21 protein-coding genes are annotated in these 25,146 nt (G+C 71.1%); 7 read left to right on the top strand and 14 right to left on the bottom strand.

The genetic code is table 11. The features are described from left to right. The first annotated feature begins 138 nt into the window (after window positions 1-138). The gene (locus ACJ73U_RS13685) at window positions 139-879 is read left to right on the top strand and encodes a maleylpyruvate isomerase family mycothiol-dependent enzyme (RefSeq protein ID WP_407777969.1); all 741 of its coding nucleotides are present in this window, start codon (window positions 139-141) and stop codon (window positions 877-879) included. 62 nt (window positions 880-941) lie between these two features. Then, entirely contained in the window at window positions 942-1,574 is a 633-nt protein-coding gene (locus ACJ73U_RS13680) for a response regulator (RefSeq protein ID WP_407777968.1), read from the top strand. A gap of 64 nt (window positions 1,575-1,638) precedes the next feature. On the opposite strand, the gene ACJ73U_RS13675 is transcribed toward ACJ73U_RS13680, so the two are convergent. From ACJ73U_RS13675 to ACJ73U_RS13650, 6 genes are all read right to left on the bottom strand, one after another. Next, window positions 1,639-4,122 (bottom strand): ABC transporter permease, encoded by a 2,484-nt coding sequence (locus ACJ73U_RS13675; protein WP_407777967.1) that lies wholly within the window; start codon window positions 4,120-4,122, stop codon window positions 1,639-1,641. Continuing rightward, window positions 4,122-4,877 carry an ABC transporter ATP-binding protein gene (locus ACJ73U_RS13670; protein ID WP_407777966.1) on the bottom strand — a complete coding sequence of 252 codons (756 nt, stop codon included), beginning with the start codon at window positions 4,875-4,877 and terminating at the stop codon, window positions 4,122-4,124. Before ACJ73U_RS13670 ends, ACJ73U_RS13675 begins: the two co-directional genes overlap by 1 nt. Window positions 4,878-4,965: 88 nt before the next feature. Then, window positions 4,966-6,096 carry a GAF domain-containing sensor histidine kinase gene (locus ACJ73U_RS13665; RefSeq protein ID WP_407777965.1) on the bottom strand — a complete coding sequence of 377 codons (1,131 nt, stop codon included), beginning with the start codon at window positions 6,094-6,096 and terminating at the stop codon, window positions 4,966-4,968. Window positions 6,097-6,170: 74 nt separating this feature from the next. Next, window positions 6,171-9,548: a thiol reductant ABC exporter subunit CydC gene (cydC, locus tag ACJ73U_RS13660; protein ID WP_407777964.1), complete on the bottom strand. Its 3,378-nt coding sequence runs from the start codon at window positions 9,546-9,548 to the stop codon at window positions 6,171-6,173. Then, window positions 9,545-10,519, bottom strand: coding sequence for a cytochrome d ubiquinol oxidase subunit II (gene cydB, locus ACJ73U_RS13655; RefSeq protein ID WP_407777963.1), 975 nt, complete (start codon window positions 10,517-10,519; stop codon window positions 9,545-9,547). Before cydB ends, cydC begins: the two co-directional genes overlap by 4 nt. Window positions 10,520-10,530: 11 nt before the next feature. Further along, window positions 10,531-11,973 (bottom strand): cytochrome ubiquinol oxidase subunit I, encoded by a 1,443-nt coding sequence (locus ACJ73U_RS13650; protein WP_407777962.1) that lies wholly within the window; start codon window positions 11,971-11,973, stop codon window positions 10,531-10,533. Window positions 11,974-12,276: 303 nt separating this feature from the next. On the opposite strand from ACJ73U_RS13650, the gene ACJ73U_RS13645 reads away from it, so the two are divergent. After that, entirely contained in the window at window positions 12,277-12,699 is a 423-nt protein-coding gene (locus ACJ73U_RS13645) for a hypothetical protein (RefSeq protein WP_407777961.1), read from the top strand. Window positions 12,700-12,703: 4 nt separating this feature from the next. On the opposite strand, the gene ACJ73U_RS13640 is transcribed toward ACJ73U_RS13645, so the two are convergent. Together ACJ73U_RS13640 and ACJ73U_RS13635 are read right to left on the bottom strand one after the other, a co-directional pair. After that, window positions 12,704-14,188 (bottom strand): toll/interleukin-1 receptor domain-containing protein, encoded by a 1,485-nt coding sequence (locus ACJ73U_RS13640; protein ID WP_407777960.1) that lies wholly within the window; start codon window positions 14,186-14,188, stop codon window positions 12,704-12,706. A gap of 9 nt (window positions 14,189-14,197) precedes the next feature. Beyond that, a complete protein-coding gene (locus ACJ73U_RS13635) occupies window positions 14,198-14,686 on the bottom strand; it encodes a hypothetical protein (protein ID WP_407777959.1) in 489 nt (162 codons plus the stop codon). Window positions 14,687-15,030: 344 nt separating this feature from the next. On the opposite strand from ACJ73U_RS13635, the gene ACJ73U_RS13630 reads away from it, so the two are divergent. Beyond that, on the top strand, window positions 15,031-15,630 hold the full coding sequence (locus ACJ73U_RS13630; protein WP_407777958.1) for a TMEM165/GDT1 family protein: 600 nt from the start codon (window positions 15,031-15,033) through the stop codon (window positions 15,628-15,630). On the opposite strand, the gene ACJ73U_RS13625 is transcribed toward ACJ73U_RS13630, so the two are convergent. The 3 genes from ACJ73U_RS13625 to ACJ73U_RS13615 all read right to left on the bottom strand — a co-directional run bounded on the left by ACJ73U_RS13625 (window position 15,560) and on the right by ACJ73U_RS13615 (window position 17,824). Next, window positions 15,560-16,309, bottom strand: a complete 750-nt coding sequence (locus ACJ73U_RS13625; protein WP_407777957.1) for an ANTAR domain-containing protein — start codon at window positions 16,307-16,309, stop codon at window positions 15,560-15,562. The genes ACJ73U_RS13630 and ACJ73U_RS13625 overlap by 71 nt on opposite strands. Then, entirely contained in the window at window positions 16,309-17,139 is an 831-nt protein-coding gene (locus tag ACJ73U_RS13620) for an ANTAR domain-containing protein (protein WP_407777956.1), read from the bottom strand. The genes ACJ73U_RS13625 and ACJ73U_RS13620 overlap by 1 nt, the downstream gene beginning before the upstream one ends. A gap of 79 nt (window positions 17,140-17,218) precedes the next feature. Next, the gene (locus ACJ73U_RS13615; protein WP_407777955.1) at window positions 17,219-17,824 is read right to left on the bottom strand and encodes a TetR/AcrR family transcriptional regulator; all 606 of its coding nucleotides are present in this window, start codon (window positions 17,822-17,824) and stop codon (window positions 17,219-17,221) included. A 48-nt stretch (window positions 17,825-17,872) separates the two neighbouring features. Between ACJ73U_RS13615 and ACJ73U_RS13610 the strand changes: the two genes are divergently transcribed. Next, entirely contained in the window at window positions 17,873-18,733 is an 861-nt protein-coding gene (locus tag ACJ73U_RS13610) for an oxygenase MpaB family protein (RefSeq protein WP_407777954.1), read from the top strand. Window positions 18,734-18,740: 7 nt separating this feature from the next. Here the strand turns inward: ACJ73U_RS13610 and ACJ73U_RS13605 are convergent, their stop codons facing one another. Genes ACJ73U_RS13605 through ACJ73U_RS13595 form a run of 3 tightly spaced genes read right to left on the bottom strand, consistent with a single transcriptional unit; the run spans window position 18,741 to window position 21,503 of the window. Then, the gene (locus ACJ73U_RS13605; protein WP_407777973.1) at window positions 18,741-19,406 is read right to left on the bottom strand and encodes a helix-turn-helix domain-containing protein; all 666 of its coding nucleotides are present in this window, start codon (window positions 19,404-19,406) and stop codon (window positions 18,741-18,743) included. Between the two features lie 22 nt (window positions 19,407-19,428). Next, entirely contained in the window at window positions 19,429-20,631 is a 1,203-nt protein-coding gene (fahA, locus tag ACJ73U_RS13600; RefSeq protein WP_407777953.1) for a fumarylacetoacetase, read from the bottom strand. After that, entirely contained in the window at window positions 20,628-21,503 is an 876-nt protein-coding gene (locus tag ACJ73U_RS13595; RefSeq protein WP_407777972.1) for a hypothetical protein, read from the bottom strand. Before ACJ73U_RS13595 ends, fahA begins: the two co-directional genes overlap by 4 nt. A gap of 67 nt (window positions 21,504-21,570) precedes the next feature. On the opposite strand from ACJ73U_RS13595, the gene ACJ73U_RS13590 reads away from it, so the two are divergent. Both ACJ73U_RS13590 and ACJ73U_RS13585 read left to right on the top strand, forming a co-directional pair. Next, on the top strand, window positions 21,571-22,749 hold the full coding sequence (locus ACJ73U_RS13590; RefSeq protein ID WP_407777952.1) for a homogentisate 1,2-dioxygenase: 1,179 nt from the start codon (window positions 21,571-21,573) through the stop codon (window positions 22,747-22,749). Between the two features lie 135 nt (window positions 22,750-22,884). Beyond that, complete coding sequence (locus ACJ73U_RS13585) at window positions 22,885-25,107, top strand: PQQ-dependent sugar dehydrogenase (protein ID WP_407777951.1); 2,223 nt, start codon at window positions 22,885-22,887, stop codon at window positions 25,105-25,107. Window positions 25,108-25,146: the final 39 nt, after the last annotated feature.

Below are 25,146 nucleotides of genomic sequence, written 5' to 3'. Positions count from 1 at the left end.
CGGCCTGTACCCGGTGTCTTCCCTCCCTGCGCTGCTCAGCGAGGGTCGCTCCGCTCCCGTCGCCTCCGCTGCTCACTCAGTCCAGACACCGGCGGCCGCTCACGGCCGGTTCGTCGGTGGTCCATGGTTGGGTGTGGCGTGGACGAGCGGAGATTCCTGGAGTGCCTCGAGGCCGACTACACGCGGCTGCGCGAGGTGGCTCCCGATGCCCTGGACGCGCCGGTGCCGACCTGCCCGGGGTGGACGGGCGACGACCTGGTGCGGCACGTCGCCGAGGTGTACCTGCACAAGGCCGAGACCATGCGGCGGGGCGCGTGGCCGGCGCCGTGGCCCCCGTCGTTACCCGACTCGCTGACGGCACTTGACGACGCCTACCGGCAGCTGGTCGGCGAGCTGACCTCGCGGAGGCCGGCGGACCCGGCGCTCACCTGGTACGGCCCGGACCAGACCGTCGGGTTCTGGTTGCGCCGGATGGCCCAGGAGACGGTCATCCACCGCCTGGACGTCGAGCTGGCGGCGTCGGTCCCGCACGATCCGATCCCGGCCGACCTGGCCGACGACGGGGTGGACGAGCTGCTGACGTGCTTCCTGGCGTACGCGTCGGCGGAGTACCCCGACGAACTGGGCGAGCACCTGTCCGAGTGCGACGGCCGGACGGTGCAGATCGCGACCGAGGAGTCCGGCTGGCAGGTCCAGCTCGGCCCGACGGAGGTCACGGTCGAACGCGGCCACTTCGACGCCGAGGCGGGCGTGTCCGGGGAGGCGGGCGCCGTGCTGCGCTGGGTCTGGCGCCGGGCGGGGGACGGCGCGGTCCGGCTGGACGGCAACCGGTGGGTCACCGGGAAGCTGCGGACGCTGTTGGGGGTCACCACGCAGTAGCACTTCACGCGCCGGCCCACGGCGAACGGGTCGCGGTGGCCGGGAGGCAATAGTCTGGCCGCATGGCCGTGCGGGTGGCGCTCGTCGATGATCATGAGATTGTGCGGCGTGGGTTGCGGGACCTGCTCGACGGTGAGCCCGGTATCGAGGTGGTGGCCGAGGCCGGGGGCGTCGAGGAGGCGTTGGCCCGCGTCCAGGCGACCTCGCCCGACGTCGTGGTGGTGGACGTCCGGCTGCCGGACGGGGACGGGGTGGCGTTGTGCCGGTCCCTGCGACAGCTGGAGCCCGCGCCCCGCTGCCTGGTGCTGACCGCCTTCGACGACGAGCGCGCCCTGGTCGAGGCGATCATGGCCGGCGCGTCCGGGTATCTGCTGAAGCAGGTCCGCGGGCAGGACCTCGTCGACGCGGTGCGCGAGGTCGCCGCCGGACGATCGCTCCTGGACCCGGTGACCACCGCGCACGTGCTGGAGCGCATGCGTGCGTCCGCCAAAACCGACGAGCTCGCGGGGCTGACCGAGCGTGAACGCGACGTGCTCGAGCTGGTGGGTGAGGGGCTGACCAACCGCCAGATCGCGGAGCGGCTGTTCCTGGCGGAGAAGACGGTCAAGAACTACGTGACCTCGGTGCTCGCCAAGCTCGGCATGGAGCGTCGCACGCAGGCGGTGGCCTGGATCGCGCGGCGACCGAACCGCTGAGACCGCCGGGAAGGCCGAAGCGGGCGGTCCCCCTGCGCCTGGGGAACCGCCCGCCGCCAACCGGTCAGGCGGGTGCGACCGCCGCCTCCACCGGTCGGGTCCGAAGGCCCACCCAGGTCGACATCAGGGTGGCGCCGAAGGTCAGCAACGCTGCCGTGCCCGTCACCGCCAGGTAGATCGCCATCGGGCCCTTCGGCAGCAGCGAACCGTCCGTGACCAGGGTGAACGGGACCAGCGTCGCGAACGCCACCACCGTGCCCAGGACCACGCCGATGATCGTGGTCATGCCCGCCTCCACGGTCATCATGCGGAGGACCTGGCCCTTCGTGGCACCCGTCAGGCGTTGCAGGCCGAACTCACGACGGCGGCCGCTCGTGGCCATCACCAGGCTGTTGACCACCGAGATCGCGGTGTACGCGATGAGCATGCCGGCCATCAGGTAGTTGATCCACGAGCCGACCTGCTGGTCCTTCGCGTAGCTGGAGACCAGGGAGTCGCGGTCCACCACGGCCAGACCCGGGTGCGCCGCCGCCAGGCGGGCCAGTGCCGGCGCCACCCGTCCCGGGTCGTCCGTGCGGACGACGATCTGCGACGGCAGGCCCGACGTCGTGTGGGTCGCCACCAGGCTCGCCGGCATCAGGACCGTCTCGAAGCCCTTGCGCGCCGGGTACAGCGCCACGATCCGCACGTCCACGGAAGCGCCGTCACCCATGCGGATGGTGATGCGGTCGCCGATGCCCCTGCCGATGGCCGCCGCGTGCGCCTCGGGCAGTGCCACCGTGTCACCGGTCAGGTCGGACAGGCGGCCGGCGGTCGGGTGGAAGGCCGTGGTCTGGGCGGCCGCCGAGCCCGACACCCCCTGGACCGGCCAGCCGTCCTCGGACTGGGCGGAGTCGTACGGCTTCGCGACGTACACCGTGCTCGTCGCGTACTCCGACGCCGCGCGCACGCCGGGCAGCGCCCGCACCTCGTCCACCAGACCGGCGGGCACGTCGCCCGCCAGCACCAGGTCGGCACGCAGGTTCTCGACGAACGCCTCGTTCGCCACCGCGATCGTGGTCGTCTGCAGGTAGATGTTCGCCGTCGCCACGCCGGTGGCCAGCATGATCGGGGTGACGACCGCCGCCACCCGCACCGCGCGGGTCTTCGTGGACAGGACGGCCAGGTGGCCGGCGGCACCGGAGAAGGCCCGGACCGGCCAGCGCAGGACCGCCAGGAGCACCTTCGTGATCCCCGGCGCCACCAGCGCCAGCGCGATCGCCCACAGCATCACCGACGGGCCCGCCGTGCTCGCCGCGACCGGACCGGTCATCACCGCGACCGTCACGATGAACAGCGCGATCCCGCCGCCGAACGCCAGCACCGCCAGCACGACCCGCACCCAGCTCAGCCATCGCCGCTGGATCGCGGCGTCGGCGAGCGCCTCGGTCGGGCGGGTTCGGGCCGCGCGCCGGCCCGCGACGAGCGCGGCGAGGAACGAGCCGATCAGCACCGCGCCGGTGGCCACGACCATGGGGATCCAGCCGGCGTGGTGGACCATCGCGGTCGGCGCCAGGCCGTGCGCCACGAGCTGGTCGAACAGCCACGGGCCGGAGAACCTGCCCAGCAGACAGCCGAGCGCGACCGCGAACACCGCCATGACCAGCGACTCGCCGATCACCATCCGCCGCAGCTGGCCCGGGGTCGTGCCCACCGCACGCAGCAGGGCCAGCTCGCGCTGCCGTTGCTGGATCGACAGGCCGAGCGTCGTGGCCACCACGAACAGCATCACCATGATCGCGAAGCCGCCGAACACCGCGGCCAGCACGATCAGGTCCGCGCCCGACCGACTCGACTCCGGGTACTCGGCGATGCCCCGATCGTCACCCGAGAGCAGTGTCGCGTCGCGACCGTCCAGCACCTTCGCGATGCGTTCGCCGGCGTCGACGGAAGCCCGCACCCCGATCAGGTCCACCAGGCCCGGGTGCCCGGACAGCCGGTCGACGTCCGCGTCGGCGACGAACACGGCCGTGCCCGGCACGAGCCCCGAGACGGTGAACGCCTTCGCCTCGCCGCGCACCCCCAGTGACACCCGCTCCCCCACCCGGGCACCCGTCCCCTGACCGAGCACGACCTCACCCGACGACGGCTCGGTGCCGGACGCCAGCCGGACCGGCGTCAGCGCGGCCGACGACCAGCCGTGCGCGTCGACGCGGTCGCCGCCGAGGAGAACCGGCATCGTCACGTCCCCCACGGCGGCCGTCACGCCCGGCACCCGCGACAGGTCGGTCACCAGCGCGCGCGGCAGCCGGGCCCGCTCGCCCAGGAACGCCGTCTCGGTGTCCTCCTCCGGGTCGTCCGGGTTCTCCTTCGGCAACGTCCACGTCTGGTTGCCGGTCACGACGAACCGCGTGTTCGCCAGCCGCTTCGCCGGCACCTCGGACCGGATCCCGGTCTCCATCAGGCCGCCGCACGCCAGCACGAGCATGGCGCCGACCGTCATCGCGAGGAACGTCGCGACGAACGCGCCCTTGCGGAACCGCAGCGTCCGCATCGCGATCCGGAACATCAGTGCGTCCTCGCCGGCTCGTCACTCCACGCGCCGAGGTGGGTCATCCGCTCGGCCACCGCCTCCGGCGACGGCCGGTGCAGCTCGCCGACCAGCCGCCCGTCGGCGAGGAACACGACCCGGTCGGCGTAGGACGCGGCGACCGGGTCGTGGGTCACCATCACGACCGTCTGCCCCGCCTGGTCGACCGACGCACGCAGCAGGTTCAGCACCTCGCGCGCGGTGCGGGTGTCGAGCGCGCCGGTCGGCTCGTCGGCGAACAGCACGGCCGGGCGGGTGATCAGCGCGCGGGCGATCGCGACCCGCTGCTGCTGGCCGCCGGACAGCTCGCCGGGCAGGTGCCTGCGCCGGTCGGACAGACCGACCTGGGCCAGCACGTGGTTGACGGCGTCCTTGGGCGCGCGCCGGCCGGCGAGGCGCAGCGGCAGGGTCACGTTGTCCTGCACGGAGAACGCCGGCAGCAGGTTGAACGCCTGGAAGACGAAGCCGACGCGCTCGCGGCGCAGCTTGGTCAGCTCGACCTCGGACAGTTTCGACAGTTCCTGGTCCTCCAGCAGCACCGAGCCGCTGGTCGGCCGGTCCAGGCCGGCCGCGCAGTGCAGGAACGTGCTCTTGCCGGACCCGGACGGGCCCATGACGGCCGTGAAGGTCGCCCGCGGGAAGCCGATGGTGATGCCGTCGAGGGCGGTCACGGTGTTGCGGCGCCCCCCGTACGTCTTGCGGACCTCGGTCAGCCGCACCACGTCTGCGCTCATGTCATTCTCCTGTCGCACAAGGAAAGCTTCGCGTCTGCGCACGCCTCGATCACTGGTGCGGGCAGGCGGAACGACGGTGGGGGTAGCCCTACCGCTCGAGCGGCACGGTCCAGGTGACGGTCGTGCCCTTCGGCGAGGACCGCACGACGCACCGGCCGCCGGCCTGGCGCGCACGCTCCTCGAGGTGCTTGAGGCCGCGGTGGGTGACGCCCTCCGGGATGCCGCAGCCGTCGTCGGCGACGACCAGCTCCAGCGCGTCACCGCGTCCGATGTGGACGGACACCTTGTGGGCGCCGGAGTGGCGGACCACATTGGACAGCGTCTCCCGCAGAGCGGCGCGGGCGTGGTCTGCGAGCGCCGGCGGGACGCCGGACAGGTCGCCGTCGATGTCGAGCTCCGGTGGGAAGCCCAGCAGCTCGCCGGCGATCGCGACCTCGGTGCGTGCGGACTCGGCGAGGTCCGTGACCTGGTCCGCCTCGGGGTTGCGGAGCGTGCGGACGACCGCGCGGACGTCGGCGATGGACGCGTCGAGCTGGTCGATGGCGTCGGCGAGGCGCTGGGCGTCCTTGCGGGCGAGCTTGCGCGTCGGGCGGCGGGCCAGCAGGTCGAGCTGCATGCCGGCGGCGTAGAGGCGCTGGACGAGCACGTCGTGCAGGTCGCGCGCGATGCGTTCGCGTTCCTGGTACAGGGTGAGGCGGGCGCGGGCGGTGGCGCCCTCGGCGAGCACGAGGACGAGCCCGGCCTGCGCGGCGAACGCGGTGAGCACCTCGACCGCCGGCTCCGCGAACGGCCGCGCGCCGCGGCGCCGGTAGACGGTGAGGGCGCCGAGCCTGCGCTGGGTGGTGCCGAAGGGAGCGGCGGCGAACGGGCCGAAGTGACGCAGCTCGCGCGGGACGAACGGCGCGGTGCGCGGGTCGGCCGCCACGTCGTCGACGACGGTGGCGACGCCGCTGCGCGCGGTGCGGGCGGCGGAGCTGCGGGCGGACAGGACGAGCCCGATGGGGTTGGTGAAGGTGGGCCCGCCGTCGCCGTGCGCGGCCTCGACGGTGAGGGAGCCGTCGTCGGCGCGGGTCATGACCAGGCCGAGGTCGGCGTCGGCCAGCTCGGCGGCGTGACGCACGACGAGGCGCAGCACCGCCTCCGGGTCCTCACCGGACAGTGCCGCCGTCGCGATCTCGGTGGAGGCGCCGAGCGCCTGCGCCGCAAGTGCGGGTTCCATCTCGACGCTGAGGCTAGTTCGCACGCGGCGTCGGTGTGCGCCGGTACGCTCGGGTCGTGCCTTCACGGGGCACGTCAGGACAGTTCGAGGATCGCGTCGGCGCGGGCCGCCTCCTCCGGGCGGTGGGTGACGTGGACGACCGTGCGGCCCTTCAGGCTGGCCAGGATCTTCGCTGCCGTGGGTTCGTCGAGGTGGGCGGTCGGCTCGTCGAGCAGGAGGAGGTCGGCGTCGGCGAGCAGGGCGCGGGCCAGGGCGATGCGTTGGGCCTCGCCGCCGGAGGCGGTGGTGGGGTCGTCGTCCAGGCGGTCGGCCCAGGTGCCGATCTCGGCCTGTCGAAGGGCCTGGCGCAGCTGGTCGTCGGTGGCGTGCGGGTCGGCGATGCGGAGGTTCTCGCGCAGGGTCGTCGCGACGAGATGCGGTTCCTGCGGGACCCAGGCGGTCTTCGGGAGTCGGACGGTGCCGCGCTCGGCGGGCAGGAGGCCGGCCATGAGCGCGAGGAGCGTGGACTTCCCGGCGCCGGACGGACCGACGACGGCGAGGTGCGTACCCGGCTCGATCTCCAGGTCGACGTTCTGGAGGGTGGGTTTCGCCGCCCCTGGCCACCGGACGTCCACCTCCCGCAGCCCGATGCCGTGAGAGGTGGGTTCGACGCCCTGAACGCGCCTCTCAGGGCACGCGGTGTGGGCGGCGCGGAGCGGGGCGAGGTGCTGGGCCGCGGCGGGGAGCGGGGTGAGGGTTTCCGTCAGGGCCAGTGGGACGAGGGCCAGGACGGGGACGAGCAGCGGGTTGACGTTCGTGGCCAGGGCGATGCTGACGACCGAGGCCGCACCCAGTGCCAGGACGATCAGCGCGGTGGCGGCGCCGGCACTCAGGGCCTGGCGGCGGGCCTCACGGGCGAGTTCGGCGTCCTCGCGTGCCAGGTCGGCGCGGAGGGCGTGGTGCCGCCCGAAGGCGATGAGGTCCGGCGCGGCCGCCAGGAGCGTGAGGACCTTGCCGGCAACGCGGCGCCGGCCCGCGGCGAGCGCGCGGGTGGCGTGCCGGTCCACCGCGAGCGCGACGGCCGGTGCACCCAGGCCGGCCGCCGCGACCGCGATGGCGAGCGCGAGTCCGGCCGCCGGCAGGATCGCCGACTGCACGGCCACGGCCGCCACGCACACGAGTGCCGCCACGAGCGGCGGCAGCAGGACGCGCGGGGTGAGGTCGCGAACGGTGTCGAGGTCGGTGGTGAGGCGGCGGAAGTCGGCGGTGCGCCAGATCCCGACCCGCTGGTCCGCGGCGGCACGGAAGGCGGCGTCGTGCGTGACGAGGCGCTCGGCGTAGCGGAGCCCGGCGCGAGCGAGCCCGAACGCCCGGACCCCGACGACCGCGACGCTGAGGGTGAGGATTGGCGGCTGGGTGGCCGCCTTGGCGATGAGCCAGGCGGAGGTGGCCGCGAGGGCGACGCCGGCGAGGAGCGCGGTCGCGCCGAGCGCGGCACCGGCCAGCAGCCGCGGGGTGACGAGCGTGCGCAGCGGAAGGCGTTGAGGCGCCACGGTTTCGGTGGTGTTGACGGATCGGTTGGACGGCGGTGCGGCGGCGATGGTGCCCGCACGGTGGCTGGCGAGGATGACGGCGGCGTTGGTACCGGCGGTGGTGTCGGCGATGGCGGCCTGGACACGGGCGGCGTTGGCGGGGTCCTGGTGGGCGGTGGGTTCGTCGAGCAGGAGGAGGTCGGCGCCCTGCTCGACGCGCAGAAGAGCACGGGCCACGGCCACCCGCTGCCGCTCACCGACGGAGAGTTCACTGGTGGAACGGTGGAGAAGGTGAGCGAGGTTGAGCCGCTCCGCGACATCGAGGACCGCTGCCGGAACAGTTCGAGTGGACGGTCCGTTGGTGCAGGTCGTCGTCTCGGTTTTGTCGGTGGCCGCGAGTAGCATTGAAATCGGGGGACCCCCGGCCGCACGAATGGGACTTTCGTGCACGCCACAGGGTGCGAGGGCCTTCGGCGACAACGAGCACTGGCCAGAAATGTCGGTGCCCTCTGATAGCGTCGAAACCGGGGCGCTCTCGGCCGCACGAGTGGGACTCTCGTGCGAGCCACGAGGTGCGAGGCTGTTCGGCGACAACGGCAGCTCGGCAGAAATGTCGGTGCTCGCTGGTAGCGTGGAAATCGGGGGACCCCCTGGGATACGAAAGGTCCTTTCGTATCCCGTGTGGGACTTGGGCTGGGTCGACGCCAGTTCTTCTGCCACTGTGTCGGCGGTGAATCTCGGGGTTTGTGGGACCCAGGCGATTCTGGCTCGCCACGCTTCTATGTCTACCTCGGACAGGTCGTGGTCGCCTACCCTGATGCCGCCTTCGCTCGGGGCGACGAAGCCCAGTAGGGCGGCGAACGTCGTTGACTTGCCCGAAGCGCTCGGGGTGTTCAGGTGGATCGTCTCGCCCGGGGTTGCGGTGAAGGAGATGCCGTTCGGGGCGTTGCCGTTTCGGCGGCGGACTTTCAGGTTGGTCACCGTCAGTACGCCTGTGGCGGGGTTGGTGCCGAACGTCGGTGGGTCCGGGAGGTCGGCTATCTCGCGGACCGTCTCCATGCCCGCCTCGCTCGCGTGGTGGGCGGCGCCGGCCTGGCGCAGCGGGAGGTAGCACTCCGGCGCCAGGATCAGCACGAACAGGCCCACCGCCAGTGGGAGATCGCCGCCGACCAACCGCAGTCCGATGAGCACCGCCACCAATGCGACCGACAGGGTGGCCACCAGCTCCAGCACCAGCGCGGAAGCGAACGCCACCCGGAGCGTCGCCATCGTGCTGCGGCGTTGGGTGTTCGAGATGCGGCGGATCGTCTCCGCCTGGGCGTCCACGCGGCGGAACGCCGTCAGGATCGGGCGCGCCTTGACCAGTTCCCGCAGGTGGCGGGCCACGCGCTGCTCGGTTGCCGCCGCTTCGCGGACTCGGTCCCGGGTGTGCAGGCCCACCAGCGCGGCGAACAGCGGCACCAACGGCAACGTCGCGCCCACCACCAGTGCCGACGGCCAGTCCGCTGCCAGCAGCACCGCCAACACGCCGAGCGGGAGGACGGCGGCGTTCACCAGCGCCGGGAGGTACACGGTGAAGTACTCGTCCAGCGCGTCGAGGCCGCGGGTCGCCAGAACGGTCAGCTCGGCGTCACGTGACACCGTCCACTCCGGACTCAGCGCCAGTGCTCGGTCCAGTAGGCGGGCGCGTAGCTCTTCCTTCGCGCCCGCCGCCGCTCGGGCCGCCACCACCTGGGTCACCCAGGTCAGGACCGCGCGGGCGAGCACCGCGCCGGCCAGTACCACCAGCAGCGGCGAGCCCGTCACCACGCCTGCCAGTGCCCACGCCTGCACCACCAGTGCGCCACCGCTCAGGCCCGCCAGCACCGCGCAGGCGGCCAATGCTCGGCGCGCCGCGCGCGACAGTCGCGGCAACGCGCCGAGCGGGCCGGTTCGCCTCATGCCGTCACCCGCTTGCGGAACACCCAGTACGTCCAGCCCTGGTAGACCAGCACCGCGGGGGTGCCGAACGCCGCCACCCACGTCATCACGGTCAGCGTGTACGAGCTGGACGCGGCGTCCGCGACGGACAGCGAGTACGCCGGGTCGAGGGTGGATGGCAGGACGTTCGGGTAGAGCGCGCCGAACAGCGCCAGCACCGCCGCGGCGAGCGCCACCCCCAGCAACCCGAACGCCTGCCCCTCCCTGGCCGCGGCCAACTTCAGCCAGGCGAAGACCGCGGCGACCAGCACCGCGAACACCGCCAGCCAGGTCCAGTCGGCGCCGGACCGGACCTGCGCGAGCACCACGACCGCGAGCAGCGGCGCCAGGCCGACCGGTGCGAAGGCCACCGCGAACCGGCGGGCGCGGTGCCGCAGCGGGCCGTCCGTCTTCAGCGCCAGGAACACCGCGCCGTGCACCAGCGCGAAGCCCGTGAACGCCAGCGCACCCAGCACGGTGTCCCAGCGCAGCGCGGCGAACGGGGACCCGACGCGGTGCCCGTCGGCGTCGATCGGCAGGCCCAGGATGTTCCACGACAGCAACAGACCCACGCCCAGCGTCGCGACCAGGGAACCGGCGCCGATGACCACGTCCCAGCGCGCCCGCCACCGGTTCTCGTCGACCTTGCCGCGCCACTCCAGGGCCACGCCGCGGCCGATCAGCGCCAGCAGGACGACCAGCAGCGGCAGGTAACCGGCGCTGAACAGTCCCGCGTACCAACCCGGGAACGCGGCGAACGTGGCGCCTGCCGCGACGATCAACCACACCTCGTTGCCGTCCCACACCGGGCCGATCGTGGTGAGCATCGCGCGGCGGTCAGGCTCCGTGCGGCCGAGGAACCGCAGGAGCATACCGACGCCGAAGTCGAAGCCCTCCAGGAAGAGGTAACCCAGCCACAGCACCGCGATCGCGACGAACCAGAAGGTCTCCACCGCATAGCTCCTCAGTAGGCGAACGTCAGGGTCGACTGCTCCGCCGGTTCCTCGACCGGCAGTCCACCTCGGACATACCGGCGGATCAGCGCGACCTCCACCACCGCGAGCACGCCGTACACCAGCGTCAACGCGATCAGCGACGTCAGCACCTCGCCGACCGTCAACCCGGACACGGCCCGGGCGGTGAACATCCACACGCCGTCCACACCGGACGGGTTGGGCGCCACCACGAACGGCTGCCGACCCAGCTCCGTGAAGATCCAGCCGAAGCTGTTGGCCAGGAACGGTGTCGCGATGCTCGCCAGCGCCAACCGGGGGAACCACACCGACCTCGGCACCCGGCCGCGGCGCGTGAGCCACAGCACGGCGACGCCCGCCAGCGCGCCGATCGCGCCGAGCCCGATCATCAGGCGGAAGCTCCAGTAGGTGACCGGCAGGTTGGGCACGTAGTCGATCGGCCTGCCCGACAGCTCGCCCAGTCGCGGGTCGACCGGGTAGTTCGTGCCGTACTTTTCCCGGTACTGCCCGACGAGGTCGTCGACGCCGGTGACCGGGGCGTCGAAGTCACCCTTGGCCAGGAAGGAAAGCAGCGCCGGCACCGTGATCGACTTGACGTTCTCGCAGTCGGGACTCGACACGTCGCCGAGCGCGAACACCGAGAAGCCGGCCGGTTGTTCGCTGTGGCACAGCGCTTCCGCGGACGCCATCTTCATCGGCTGCTGCTCGAACATCAGCTTCGACTGGAGGTCACCGCTGATCGCCAGCCCGGCGAACGCGACGACGCCGACCCAGGCCCCCAGCCGCACCGACGTCCGCCACATGCCCTCCCGCGACCGCCACAACCGCCACGCACCGATCCCGACCAGAAAGGTCGCGGCGACGGCGAAGGCGCCGAAGATCGCGTGCGGGAAGGCGGCGAGCACGGTCGAGTTGGTGAGCACCGCGCTTATCGAGGTGAGCTGGGGCCGCCCGTCGACCAGCTCGACGCCGACCGGGTGCTGCATCCAGGAGTTGGCCGCCAGGATGAAGTACGCCGACGCGACCGTGGCCAGCGAGAACGCCCAGACACAGGCGAGGTGCGCCTTCTTGGGCAGCCGATCCCAGCCGAACATCCACAGCCCGAGGAAGGTCGACTCGACGAAGAACGCGACCAGGCCCTCCATGGCCAGCGGCGCCCCGAAAACATCACCGACGAAGCGGGAGTACTCGCTCCACGCCATGCCGAACTGGAACTCCTGGACGATGCCGGTCACCACCCCCATGGCGAAGTTGATCATCAGGAGCTTGCCCCAGAACTTCGTCATCGCGAGGTAGCGCTGGTCCCCGGTGCGCACCCATGCGGTCTGCATACCCGCCACCAGCAGTGAAAGGCCGATCGTCAGCGGCACCATCAGGAAGTGATAGACGGTCGTGATGCCGAACTGCCAACGTGCGAGGTCCAGAACGTCCACGTGTCCAGGTTGCTCGCCCGTGCCGTGGCGCGGCAGGGCTCCGGGTCCTGTTCTGGCGGGACCTAGGTCCTGGAGATGACTGGCACCAGAGCCGGCGAATTGTTGCGTCCTGATAAAAAGTCATCCGGTCGTGTGACACACACAAAACATAATGACCGAAAGCGTGTCAACCCGCTGCCCAGCTCCGCCGGGATGTGAAGATGGTATGACGCTGTCGCCGGTTTGGGATCGAGGGTTTGTGGGATGAGCACGGAAATTTCCAGAAGGGTAGTCATCTGTGGATCAATGAAGAACCTCGGTCTCATGACGAGGATCGGCGAAATACTCGAGTCCACTGGCCTCGAGGTCGTGACACCCGTGCCCGACGAACCCGAAGGGCCGTGGTCGGTGGAGATGTCCACGGACCTGAAGCGGAAGGCGTCGCGACGTCATATCGCGCACATCAGGCACCATGCGACCGCCGCGGTGCTCGTCGTCAACGTCGATCGCGACGGGGTGCGCAACTACGTCGGACCCAATTCGTTCGCGGAGATCAGCATCGCGTTCGCCGATGACCGCCAGGTGTTTCTCCTGCAGGGCATGCCCGAGTACTACGCCGACGAACTCGCCGCGTGGGGTGTGAATTGCCTGCAGGGCGACCTACGCCCGTTGGTGAGAGACCTTGGCGGTCGGCATGAGATCGACTGGCCGGGGTGGCAGGACCTCTTCGGCGTCCCGGTCGCCTGACCCGTCACCAGCCTGGCTCCGGCTGCGACAGTCGGTTGGCCGGTATCTCCCTCAACGGCGACTGCCCGGTGGCGCTGACGATGGCGGCGATCACGTCGGGGTGCGATCGAAGCTCCGGTAGCCGCTCGGGTCTGGCGTTGAACACGAGATCGGCCACGCGGTGTGCGTCGAGCTGACGCAGCAACGTGCTGAACGGAAGGTCGAGCGCCGTCCTGCCGCCGGGACGCGGGCTGTTGAGGTACGTCAACTCGGTGATGATTCCCGCGTCCAACTCCGAGGTGTAGCTTGCGAAGTAGGCGGAGTTGACCTCCGATCCCGCACGCCGCGCCACGATGAGTTCCGGTCCGGTCGTCGGCATGGGGTCGAACAGCAGCCGCGCGACGTACTCGGGAGTGAAGGCCCGTCCGGCCAGCGCCTCCGGCACGCTTTCCCAGCGCCTCTCGAGCTCACTGGCCGGCACCGCGTCGCGTGGCAACCCCTCGGTGATCGCGGAGAGGTCGTGCAGCCGCCGCTGCCAGGCCATCGTGATGTCCGACGTCGCGGAGCTCTGCCGGGACCTGAACGGCGGTGTCACCCTCGTCGACGACAGGACCGACTCGTATCGCTCGTACCGCGTCCCACCCGGCTCGTACTGCAGGAGCTTGCGGGTCGCGAAGTCCACGATGTTGGCTTCACCGCCCACGAGCACGATCTGGCCCGTGTCGAACAGGTCCCGGTACTCGTTGATCGTGTCCGCACAGAGATCGGACTCGATATAGCTCGCGGCGGGCACGAAGACCGTCTGTGCCGCCAGGACAGCAAGGCGCGTCGCCCGGTTGGCTTCGCGTGCGATGAAGTCGGCGTTCCTGCCGCGGGAAACCTGGTCGAGGAAATGTGGATCGAAGAAATGCAGGAAAAGCCGGTAGAACGGCGCCACCTGAGACGCTTCCTGCCAACTCTGCCTGCTCGGCAGCAGTGGGCGCCGGCCCAGTGGCGCGGGTTTCACGAGGGGCTGGCGAGTGAGCACACGGATGAGCTCTTCGGCGCCGGCGAGAGTGAAGTCGTCGACACGGTAGCTCGTGCCCGAGTTGGGGCCGAGCCAGGCTGGAATATCCGCCGTCGACCTTCCCGGCAACAACACGGGCAGGAATTTGCGCACCGCCGACGCCCGGTCGGAATAGACCTCTTCGCGGATGAGCGCGGCCTCCCACTGGACACCGAGGCCCTGCTCGGCGGGCGGTTTGCCTTCCCCCCGCCGTCGATACTCCGGTGACGCGACGACCAGGACGAAATCTGCCGCTCCCACTTCTTCGAGCATCCACAGCGGCCAGTCCTGGCGCCTCGTCGCCGCTGGTAGGTCCAACCTGGCGTCGATGCCGTTCGCGCGCAACAGGTTCCACAGGGCCCATACCTGGTCTATGTGCGCCGGGTCTTCGTGGGCATACGAAATGAAGACTCGCGGCGGAGGCTCGACTGTTCTAGCCGAGGGCGTGGAATCGGGCCTGGACATGATCGCGGTTCACAGCTCAAGATATCTTCCCGCGACCAACTGTCGTTCCCACTCAGCGTACGTACCCGCCGCTTGGCCGAACAGCGGCGTCGGCGGCTCGGCCGTGCACCGCGAGATCAGTTGGGCCGATGTCAGAACGTGGGATTCAGGGATCGCGATCGGCAGGTCTGCCGGCCGCTGGCTGAAGTACAGGGGTTGTTCCGCCTGCACGAGCCGACCCAGTTCATAACACGTCGTGCGGCCGACGTAGCCGCGCGGCGCCACGACATAAGTGAGACCCGCCCGCAGAATTCGATGCAGTGCCACGGTCTGCACCGTGGGGTCGTCCCACGTGGGTTCGTCTGTCTCGAATCTGACGAACGGAATTCCCTGCTCGATGATCGCGCTTCCGAGCGGGCTCGTCACGGTCCAGCCGGCGCGGTCGAACTCCAGCCAGGCCAGGAGGACGTCCTGGTAATGCCGTCGAAAGCTGCCGATGATCGAGACGGTCGACCCCATACTTCACAGAGTGTGCAGAGGGGGGACGGATTGCACCCGGATCAGTACTGTACGTCCGCCTTGGGCAGTTGTTTCAAACATATGATCGAGCAAATTGACGTGCGTGAGGTCACGGTCGGTGCTCGGGTGGGTCCGGTAGACTCGCGGGTGCCAGAGGGGAGTAGTTCCCGTGATCGGCCTTCGGGGCGGTCCGGCGAGTGCGTCGACATACTGATCCGCTTTTGCGGGTCCGGTGCCTCACCCGTTCACGAGCGGGCGAACGAGACCTCCGGCCGGGTTGTGCAATGCCCGGCTGGAGTCGTGATGCCTCCGGACGGGCCCGACGCGGAGGAGTATCCGTTCCTATGGGCCACTGGCTCCTGGCTTTCGTTTCCGCCTACGGTGCGGTTTTCCTGCTTGAGCTGCCGGACAAGACGACGGCGCTGACGCTCGTTCTCTCCGGTCGTTTCCGTAGTCGGCCCGTGTTGGTCGGGGCGACGGTGGCGTTCGCGTTGCAGTCGGTGATCGCGGTGGCGTTGGGGAGTGCGATCACGCTTCTGCCGGAGCGGGTTGTCGCCGGGGCGATTGCCGTGTTGTTCGGGATCGGGGCCTTCCTGTTGCTGCGGGAGAGCCTCCAGAAGGAGTCGGACGAGGCCGATGGCGGTGGCACGTCGAGTCGGGACACCACCAGGTTCGCGCGGGCCGCGATGGTCTCGTTCGGCACCTTGTTCCTCACCGAGTGGGGGGATGCCTCGCAGGTCACGGCCATCGGGGTGGCCGCTCGCTACGCGAGTCCCGTCGCGGTGGGGATCGGGACGTTCCTGGCGTTGGTCAGTGTGACCGTGTTGGCGCTGCTGGTCGGGCGCAAGCTGCGGGCCAGGGTGCCCGCGCACTTCATCCAGCGGGGAGCGGCGGCGGTGTTCGCGGTGTTCGCCCTGCTGGCCTTGTGGCAGGCAGTCCTGTGATGACCAGTGCGCCGGTCAGCACGTCGCTCGCCACGTCGTGCAGTTTCGCGTTGTGGCTGCGGGCGTAGCGGCGTAACAGCTCGAAAGCCTGGGGGATGGGGAGGTCCAGCCGCTCGGCCAGCACGCCCTTCGCCTGTTCGATGACCACCCTGCTGTGCAGTGCGTGTTGCAGCTGGTCCGCGAGCTCCGCGCGGGCGCGCTCCTTGAACACGGTCACGCCCAGCGACACCGCGTTGGCCATCGCCTGGCCCAGTTCCGCGCTCGGTGCGCCGGTCCGGGTCGCGTACACCGTCAGCGTGCCGAGTACGCCGTCGCGGTTGAGGCAGGGCACGGCGTGTGCGGCGGCCAGGCCCGCGTCCATGGCCGCCGGGGCGAACTTCGGCCAGCGCGGTTCCGCGACGAACAACGTCGGGCACTCGACCGGCACGCCCGACCGGTACGCCTCGACGCCCGGGCCCTCGTCGAAGTCGACCTCGCACCGCGCCATCGCCTCGCCCAGCTCGCCGGAGCTCGCGACCACGTCCAGCACACCGTCGTCGGCGAAGAGCACGGCCACCGCGCGCACGTCGAGCAGCTCCGCCGCGCGGATCGCGAGGCGCCGCAGGTAGGCGTCGACGTCGCCGCACGCCATCAGGTCGTCGGTCACCGCCAGGAACGCGTCCAGCACTGTTCGATCCATTACTCGAACATCACCTCCCGATTGACGACCCGCAGCGCGAGGACGCCGATCGCCTCGTTCTCGGCATAAGCCCTGGCCCGCAGGACGGCGAGCGCGTCACCGACCGGGCAGCGGAGCCGGGCCGCGATCATCCCCGTGGCCTGGTGCACGACGCTCCGGTCGTCGGCCGGCGCGGGTTCGGCGACGAGGACCCGGTCGAACAGGGCTCTGGCCACGTCGTCGACCATCGCGAGGGCCGTGTCGCCGGGTGCGTTGAACGCGGTCAGCACGCCGATGCACGTCCGGCTCAGGCACAGCGGCGCCGCCGTGACCGACCGCACACCGAGCTCGGTCACCGCCGGCGTGTACTGCGCCCAGCGGGCCAGCATGGTCGACGCGTCCGCGATCACCAACCGTCCGGTCTCGGCGGCATCGTGCACGGGACCCTCACCGAGCGTGAACTCCAGCTCCTGGGCGGCCGCCGCTCGCGGGCTGGACGCGATAGCCGCCTCCTCGTACCGCGCGGTGCCGAGCAACGTCAGTGCGGCGCCACGGGCACCGAGCGCGCCGGCGACCACGCCGAGCGATGCCGGCCCGAGGTTCGCGGTCATCAAACGCCTGGCCTGTGCCCGGTAGGCATCGGCCGACCGGCGCAACCGGTGTTCCACCCGCCGCTGCGTGGCGGCCATCGTGCGGTGGAGCCGGCGCATGCGCACACTGCCCTGGTCCACGAGGCTCTCGTGCCGTGCGGCGACCTCCGCGGCGACCGTCGCGGCGCGTTCCGCGTTCAACTCGGCCCGGGCGCAGACCCACGTCCAGGTGCCTGCAGCCGCTGGTTCCGGGAACGGCACGTGTGGAGTGTAGGTCCGCTGGTGGTCACGAAACGTGGCGAGGAAGCAAATGGTCACCGGAAAGGAGTAGCTGAATCCCTCATCGGAGGCCGCCGGTGGTGCGGACCATGGCGACGAGGAAGTCGGTGAGGTGTTCACGGGTGACGTCCAGCTCACCGCGCAGCCAGCTGGCGAACAGCTCCAGCGTGCCGTGGACGAGGGTGAGCGCGGCCAGTTCGCGGTCGCGTTCCGGCGGGGCCTCGTCGCCGAGCATGACGACGCCCTGTTCGGCCACGAGCCGGGCCATGACGCGGACGGTGGCCTGGCGGGCGCGGCGCAGCTCGTCGGTGGCCTGCGACTGAAGCAGCAGGTGGCCGCGGCGCGGGTCGACCGTGAAGAAGTCGATGACCGCCGCCACCACCGCCCGCACGCGCACGTCCGGGTCCGGCTCGGTGTTCCTGATGGTCTCGGTGACGGTTTCGAACACCTGGGCCGTGACCTGCTCACGGACGGCGAGCACTAGGGCCTCGGGGTCGCGGAAGCTCTCGTAGAAGTAGCGGTCGTTGAGCCGGGCCCGCGTGCAGACACCGCGGACGGTGACGCGCTCCCACCCGCCCTCGGCCAGCAGGCCCAGGGCGGCCTCGCACAGGGCGGCGCGGCGCTTCGCCCTGCGCTCCGCGGGGCTGGCGCCGCCGTACGTCCGCATGAGAACCTAGGTTATCTGGTGACGGCCTTCACCAGAAGGGAGCGGGGCATGCGCCAGCCGATCGAGCCGGGGACGCGGTTGTGGGACGAGACCGGGCTGGTCACGTTCTCGCTGACCGCCGCGGCCGCGTTCGCGTTGCAGGTGATGCACCCGGCGGTCGGGGCGGTCGTCGGTGAGCACTCCGTGTTCCGGACGGACGCGATCGGCCGCGCGCGGCGGTCCATCGCCTCGGTGATGACCTGGGTGTACGGCGGCGAGGAGGCACTGACCGAAGCCGATCGGCTGCGAGTGCTGCACGCACCACTGAAGTCCACCGTGGACGGCGTGACGCACAAGGCACTGGCGTCCGGACCGTGGGCGTGGATCATCCTGACCGCGCCGTACGCGTACGAGACGGGCGCGCGGTACTTCTCGCGGCGAGCGTTCTCCCCCGCCGACGCCGAGGCGTTCTACGCGGAGCTCGTGCAGCTGGCGCGGAACCTGCACGTGGCGGAGAAGGAGATCCCGCCGACCTACGACGCGTACCGCAAGTACTTCGACGACATGGTCGACCACACGCTCGTGGCACACCCGACGGCGTACGACTTCCTGGCCGGAACGCGCCGGGTTCCCCCGCCGCCGGCCATGCCTCGCGCCCTGCGTCCACTGTGGCGGATCGCCATGGACGTGCCGGGACGGGTGCAGTACTTCGTGACGGTCGGGACGCTACCCGCGAAGGCCCGGGAGATCCTCGGTCTGACGTGGACGGACCGCGACGAGCGGGCGTTGCGGGCACTGGGTTCCGTGGTCGGCCGGGTGCTGCCGTTGCTACCGGAACGGTTGCGGTACTTCCCCATCGCGTACGAGGCGCGGCGGGTCGAGCGTGCTCGACAGGCGTTGCGACGGGCGCTGGTTCGCCGACCGGTGTGACCCCGGGTCAGCGCAGGGCCGCCGCCACCGCGGTGGCGGCGGTCAGGACCTGGGGGCCCACCATCTCGCCGTCCAGGGACTGGAAGCTGATCACGCCGACGCTGGCGCGCAGGCCCGGGACGCCGCGGACCGGGGCCGCTATGCCGGAGGCGCCGGACTGGAGTTCGCCCGTGGTGGCCAGCCAGCCGGGGTTCTCCTCGCGGAGGCCGATGGCCTTGCCGGCGGCGCCGCGGGACAGCGGGTGACGGGTCCCCACCCGGTACGCCACGTGGTAGGTCGTCCAGGACGGTTCTATGACCGCGATGGCCTGGGCCTCCTCCCCGTCGGCCACGGTCAGGTGGGACGTCGCCCCCACCGACTCCGCCAGCTCGCGCAGCGCCGGGAGGGCGGCCAGGCGCAGTTGGGGGGTCACCCGGGCGGCCAGGCGCAGCAGGCCCAGGCCCAGGCGGACCTTCGAGCCGTCGCGGCGGACCAGGCCGCGGTCCTGCAGCGGCACCAGCAGCCGGTACACCGCCGCACGGGACGCGCCGATCGCCGTGGCCAGGTCGCTGATCGTCGGGGCCTCCGACTCCGAGTCGGCCACGGCCTGCAGCAGGGCCAGGCCGCGTTCCAGGGTCAGTGAGCTTTCCCGGCCGGCCGCCGTGGATGACGGCCGTGCCGACGAGGGCTGGATGGGGCGGATCGGGCGGGCCACGTCAGAGGTCCACTGCCGGGAGCACGGTGCCCGCCACCGGCGCGATGCCCACGACCGAGCCGTCCTCGCCCGGGGCCGTCGCTCTGATGACCACCTCGTCGCCGTCCTCCAGGAACGTCCTCGTCTCGCCGTCGGACAGCGCGATCTCTTCGCGGCCGCCCCACGACAGCTCCAGGAAGCAGCCGCGCTGGGTCCGCTCCGGGCCCGAGACCGTGCCCGACGCGAACAGGTCACCCGGCCGCACGGTCGCGCCGTTCACCGTCATGTGGGCCAGCTGCTGGGCGCACGAGTACGACATGTGCGCGAACTGCGGCCGGGACACCACCGTGCCGTTCCACTCGATGGCCAGCCGCAGGTCCAGGCCCCACGGCGCGTCCTCCGCCAGGTACGGCAGCCGTGGGTGGCCGACGTCCGGGACCGCGATGCGGGCGGTCGCGAGCGCGTCCAGCGGGGTCACCCATGCCGAGATGGACGTCGCGAACGACTTGCCGAGGAAGGGGCCCAGCGGCTGGTACTCCCAGCCCTGGATGTCCCGCGCGGACCAGTCGTTCAGCAGCACCACGCCGAAGATGTGCTCGGCCGCCGACCTCGTGGGCACACGGCGGGCGACCGGGCCGCCGCACACGAACCCGACCTCCGCCTCGATGTCCAGCCGGCCCGACGGGCCGAACTTCGGCACCGGGGAACCCTTGCGCTGGCCGTGCGGGCGCTCCACCGGCGTGCCCGACACCACGACCGTGCCCGAGCGGCCGTGGTAGCCCACGGGCAGGTGCGTCCAGTTCGGCAGCAGCGGGTCGGAGTCGGGCCGCATGATCCGGCCGACGTTCTCCGCGTGGTACCGCGACGAGTAGAAGTCCACGTAGTCACCGACGGTGAACGGCAGGGACATCCGCACGTCCGACAGCGGCACCAGCTGGGCGCCGGCGGGCGCGGTGGATCCCGGCGAGACCAGCGAGACCAGCCTGGCCCGCAGTGCGCTCCAGTCCGCCCTCGTCGCCGCCAGCAGCGGGTCCAGCGACGACGCGGACACCAGCGTGGCCAGGTCGCCGAGCGAGTGCGCGACCGACGTCAGTACCAGCGCGTGGTCGCCCAGCCGGACGGCCACCCGCGGCCCGTCACCCGCGTCGACCACGCCATACGGCAGCGTCTGCGGACCGAACGGCTGGTCGCGGGCGAACGCCGGGTCGCGCACCCACACGCTCACAGCAGTCCTAGTCCCTGGAGGTCCTTGACCGGGTCGGTCAGCGAGCAGGAGCCGTAGGACGCGAACACGCCGCGCACGGACAGCGCCTCGTGCTCGGTCAGGTTCTGGGCCTCCGCCGCGAGCGCCGTGCCGTCGGTCAGCTCGAGCGCGGCACGCACGTCGGCGACGTCCGCGCCGGCCAGCAGGCGGGCGGTGGCGAGCAGGAGGTTCAGGAAGCCGTGGTGGGTGAAGCCGGTCTCCGCGTCGGTGTGCCGGACCGCGTTGTGCAGACCGGCGGTCGCCTTGAAGGACGCGCCGCCGTTGTTGATCACGGCGAGGAAGTCGGCGACCTCCTCCACACTCGGGAAGTTCTGCGCGGACACCCCGCCGCACCGGATCTTCGGCCAGCTGCCGTGCTCGATCACGCGCTGGATGCCGTCGAGCCATCCCGCGCCGCCGCGCCGCGGCTCTATGACGCGGATCACATCTTCGGGCACGAATTCCGAGACTCGCTCCAGCCACACCTCGTCGACATCCGACGGTGCGGGCATCTCCACCATGCGCAGCGCGAGCAGCTCGGCCCGCGACTCGACGATCGACAGGGCCTTCGGCACACCCCCGAGACCGGTGTCGATGACGAGTGACAGCTCCACCGGCTTACCCGGCTTCACCTTGATCAACTCGGTGATCAGTTCGGGTAGACGGGAGGCCGGACAGAGGAAAAGTCCCAGCACATCGGCGTAGTCGCCCGATCTGCTCGCCAGGTGCAGTTTGATCGCTTCGGGTACGGCCGCGTTGCATGGCGGGAACAACGCGGCGTCGTCGATGAGGCGGGCGAGCAGGGAGGGCACGTCTCGTTGAGCGGAGGCGGGCTCGGGTGCGGCGCTTGACACGGCTGACACGCTAGTAGCGTATCAGCAACTGAACAAAGATGTCCGACTATCGAACACGGGATAGGGCATGCCTTACTACCGCCGCGTCGGGGAGATCCCCCGGAAAAGGCACACGCAGTTCCGCTCGCCGGACGGGTCGCTGTACGCCGAAGAGTTGATGGGCGTCGAGGGCTTCTCCTCGGACTCCGCCCTCCTCTACCACCGGTTCCTGCCGACGGCGATCGTCAACGCCGAGGTCGTCGAGGACCACCGCGGCACGCTCACGCCCAACCACCCGCTGATGCCCCGGCACTTCCGGACCCAGGACCTCAAGTCGGAGGCGCGGCACGAGGTCGACGCGGTCACCGGCCGGCGCACGCTGTTCGGCAACAGCGACCTGACCATCGCGTTCGCCATCGCCACCGCGCCCAGTCCCCTGTACCGCAACGCCGCCGGTGACGAGCTGATCTACGTCCAGACCGGCGCCGCCACGATCGAGACGATCTACGGGGTACTGGAGGTGACCGACGGTGACTACATCGTCCTGCCGACCTCCACGACCTACCGCGTGCTCCCCCACGGCGAGACGCGGCTGTACATCATCGAGGCGACGGGGCACATCGGACCGCCCAAGCGGTACCTGTCGACGAAGGGCCAGTTCCTGGAGCACGCGCCGTACTGCGAGCGCGACCAGCGCGGGCCCGGCGAGCCGTGCCAGGCCGACGGCACCGACGTGCCCGTGCTGGTCCGGCACCGCGCGGGCCTGACGCGGTTCACCTACGCCAACCACCCGTTCGATGTCGTCGGCTGGGACGGCTGCCTGTACCCGTGGGCGTTCAACATCCGCGACTTCGAGCCGATCACCGGCCGCGTGCACCAGCCGCCGCCGGTGCACCAGACGTTCGAGGGGCCGAACTTCGTGGTGTGCTCGTTCTGCCCGCGCAAGGTCGACTACCACCCACTCGCGATCCCCGTGCCGTACAACCACGCGAACGTCGACTCCGACGAGTTGATGTTCTACGTCGGCGGCAACTACGAGGCACGGAAGGGCTCGGGGATCGGGCTGGGGTCGCTGTCGCTGCACCCGTCCGGGTTTACCCACGGGCCGCAGCCGGGCGCGCCGGAGGCCGCGCTGGGCGTGGACTACTTCGACGAGACCGCGGTCATGGTCGACACGTTCCGCCCGCTGGAGATGGGCGAGGCGGCGGCGGACTGCGAGGACCCGGCCTACGCGTGGACGTGGTCGGGGCGCGGCCCGGCCAAATAGCTCAACGCGAGGGGGCCAGGCGGTCGCAGATCCACTTTCGGGTGAAACAGGAGGGGCCGGTCCGCCGACGTTCCGGACAACCTCATCGCCCGAATCCGGGGGTCCCTCGTGCGCGTGCTGCTGGCTGCTGTCCTGATGACCGGTGCTCTGTCGGTCTTACCGGCCCCCCTCGCCGCTGCCGCGGTGCCGACCGGGTTCACCGACACCGCGGTGATCAGTGGGCTCGTCTCCCCCACCAACGCCGTGTTCGCGCCCGGCGGGCGGGTGTTCGTCAGCGAGAAGAGCGGGTTGGTCAAGACGTTCGACTCGCTGGCCGACAGCACCGCGACCGTCACCGCGGACCTGCGCGCGCAGACCCAGGACTACTGGGACCGCGGCCTGCTCGGCATGGCGCTCGACCCCCAGTTCCCGACCCGGCCGTACCTGTACGTCCTGTACACCTACGACGCCCTGCCGGGTGGCACCGCGCCTCAATGGGGTGACACCTGCCCCAGCCCGCCTGGTGGGACCGAGGACGGCTGCCTCGTCACCGGGCGCCTGTCCCGGCTGACGATCGGCGCGGACGGCGTCGCGACCGGTGGGGAGCAGGTGCTGCTCACGGACTGGTGCCAGCAGTTCCCCTCGCACTCCATCGGCACGGTGGCGTTCGGGCCGGACGGCGCGCTGTACGTCGGCGGCGGGGACGGCGCGAGCTTCAACTACGCCGACTGGGGCCAGCGCGGCAACCCCTGCGCGGACCCGCCGGGCGCGGCCGGGACGAACCTCGCGCCGCCGGACGCGCGGGGTGGCGCGCTGCGGTCGCAGTCCGTGCGGCGGCCGGCCGGCGAGCCGGTGGTACTCAACGGCGCCATCTCGCGGATCAACCCGGACACCGGCGCGCCCATGCCGGGCAACCCGTTCGCGAGCAGCCCGAACGCCAACGCGCGGCGGATCATCGCCTACGGCTTCCGCAACCAGTTCCGGTTCGCGTTCCGGCCCGGCACCAACGAGCTGTGGGCCGGTGACGTCGGCTGGAACACGTGGGAGGAGATCGACCGGATCCCCAACGCCACCGACAACGTCGCCGAGAACTTCGGCTGGCCCTGTTACGAGGGCGCCGCCAAGCAGTCCGGCTACGACGGCGCGAACCTGAACCTCTGCGAGTCGCTCTACGGGACCGGGCAGACCGCGCCGTACTACACCTACAACCACACCGCCTCGGTGGTGGCGAACGACGGCTGCCCGACCGGCGGCTCGTCGATCAGCGGCATCGCGTTCGAGACCACCAGCAACTACCCGGCCGCCTACGACGGCGCGCTGTTCTTCAGCGACAGCTCGCGGGGCTGCATCTGGGCCATGCGGCGCGGCGCGAACGGACAGCCCGACCCCGCCACCACCACGCCGCTGGTCACCGGGGCGAACACACCGGTGCAGCTGCTGATCGGGCCCGGCGGCGACCTCTACTACGTGGCGCTCGGCTCCGGCGAGCTGCGCCGGATCAGCTACCCGCCCAACCAGCCGCCGACCGCCCGTGCCACCGCGACTCCCTCGTCCGGGGCGGCGCCGCTGACCGCGCAGTTCAACGGCTCGACCTCGTCGGACCCGGAGGGCGGTGCGCTCACCTACGCCTGGGACCTCGACGGTGACGGCGCGTACGACGACGCCACGATCGTGAACCCGACCTACACCTACGTCGCGCAGGGTGTCGTGAACGTCGGACTGCGGGTGACCGACCCGGTTGGACAGTCGGCGACGACGTCCGTGCCCGTGACCGTCGGCAACCCGCCGAGCAACGCGCCGGTGGTGACCATCGACAACCCCACCGCGTCGACACCGTGGAGCGTCGGGGAGACCATCCCGTTCGCGGGTCGGGCCGCCGACGCGCAGGACGGGCCGCTGCCGCCGTCCGCGTTCACCTGGCAGCTGACGCTGCAGCACTGCACGTCCTCGACGAACTGCCACGCGCACAACGTGCAGAGCTGGACCGGCGTCAGCTCGGGCAGCTTCACCGCACCCGACCACGAGTACCCGTCCTATCTGGACCTGACGTTGACCGCGACCGACTCGGACGGACACTCGACGTCGAAGACCGTGCGGCTCAACCCGCGCACCGTGGTGCTGACGTTCCAGTCGAGCCCGAGCGGCGCGCGGCTGGTGGTCAACGGGACCGAGCAGGCCGCGCCGTTCACGCGGACGGTCATCGTCGGCTCCAACAACACGATCAGCGCGCCGAGCCCGCAGAACCTGGTTCTCGGCCTGCGGTTCCGGTGGACGAGCTGGTCGGACGGCGGCGCGCCGACCCACAACATCACCGCGCCGGCCGCCGCGACGACCTACCGCGCGAACTTCCAGCTGTCGCTGGGCGTGGCCAGGAGCTGACGGCGATCAGGAGCTGACCGCGATCAGCAGGTGAGGGCG

The sequence above is a fragment of the Actinophytocola sp. genome, assembly GCF_045807065.1.
Taxonomy (GTDB): Bacteria; Actinomycetota; Actinomycetes; order Mycobacteriales; family Pseudonocardiaceae; genus Actinophytocola.
The sequence above is the reverse complement of the archived record's forward strand: the minus strand, read 5'-3'. Positions and strand labels throughout refer to the sequence as shown.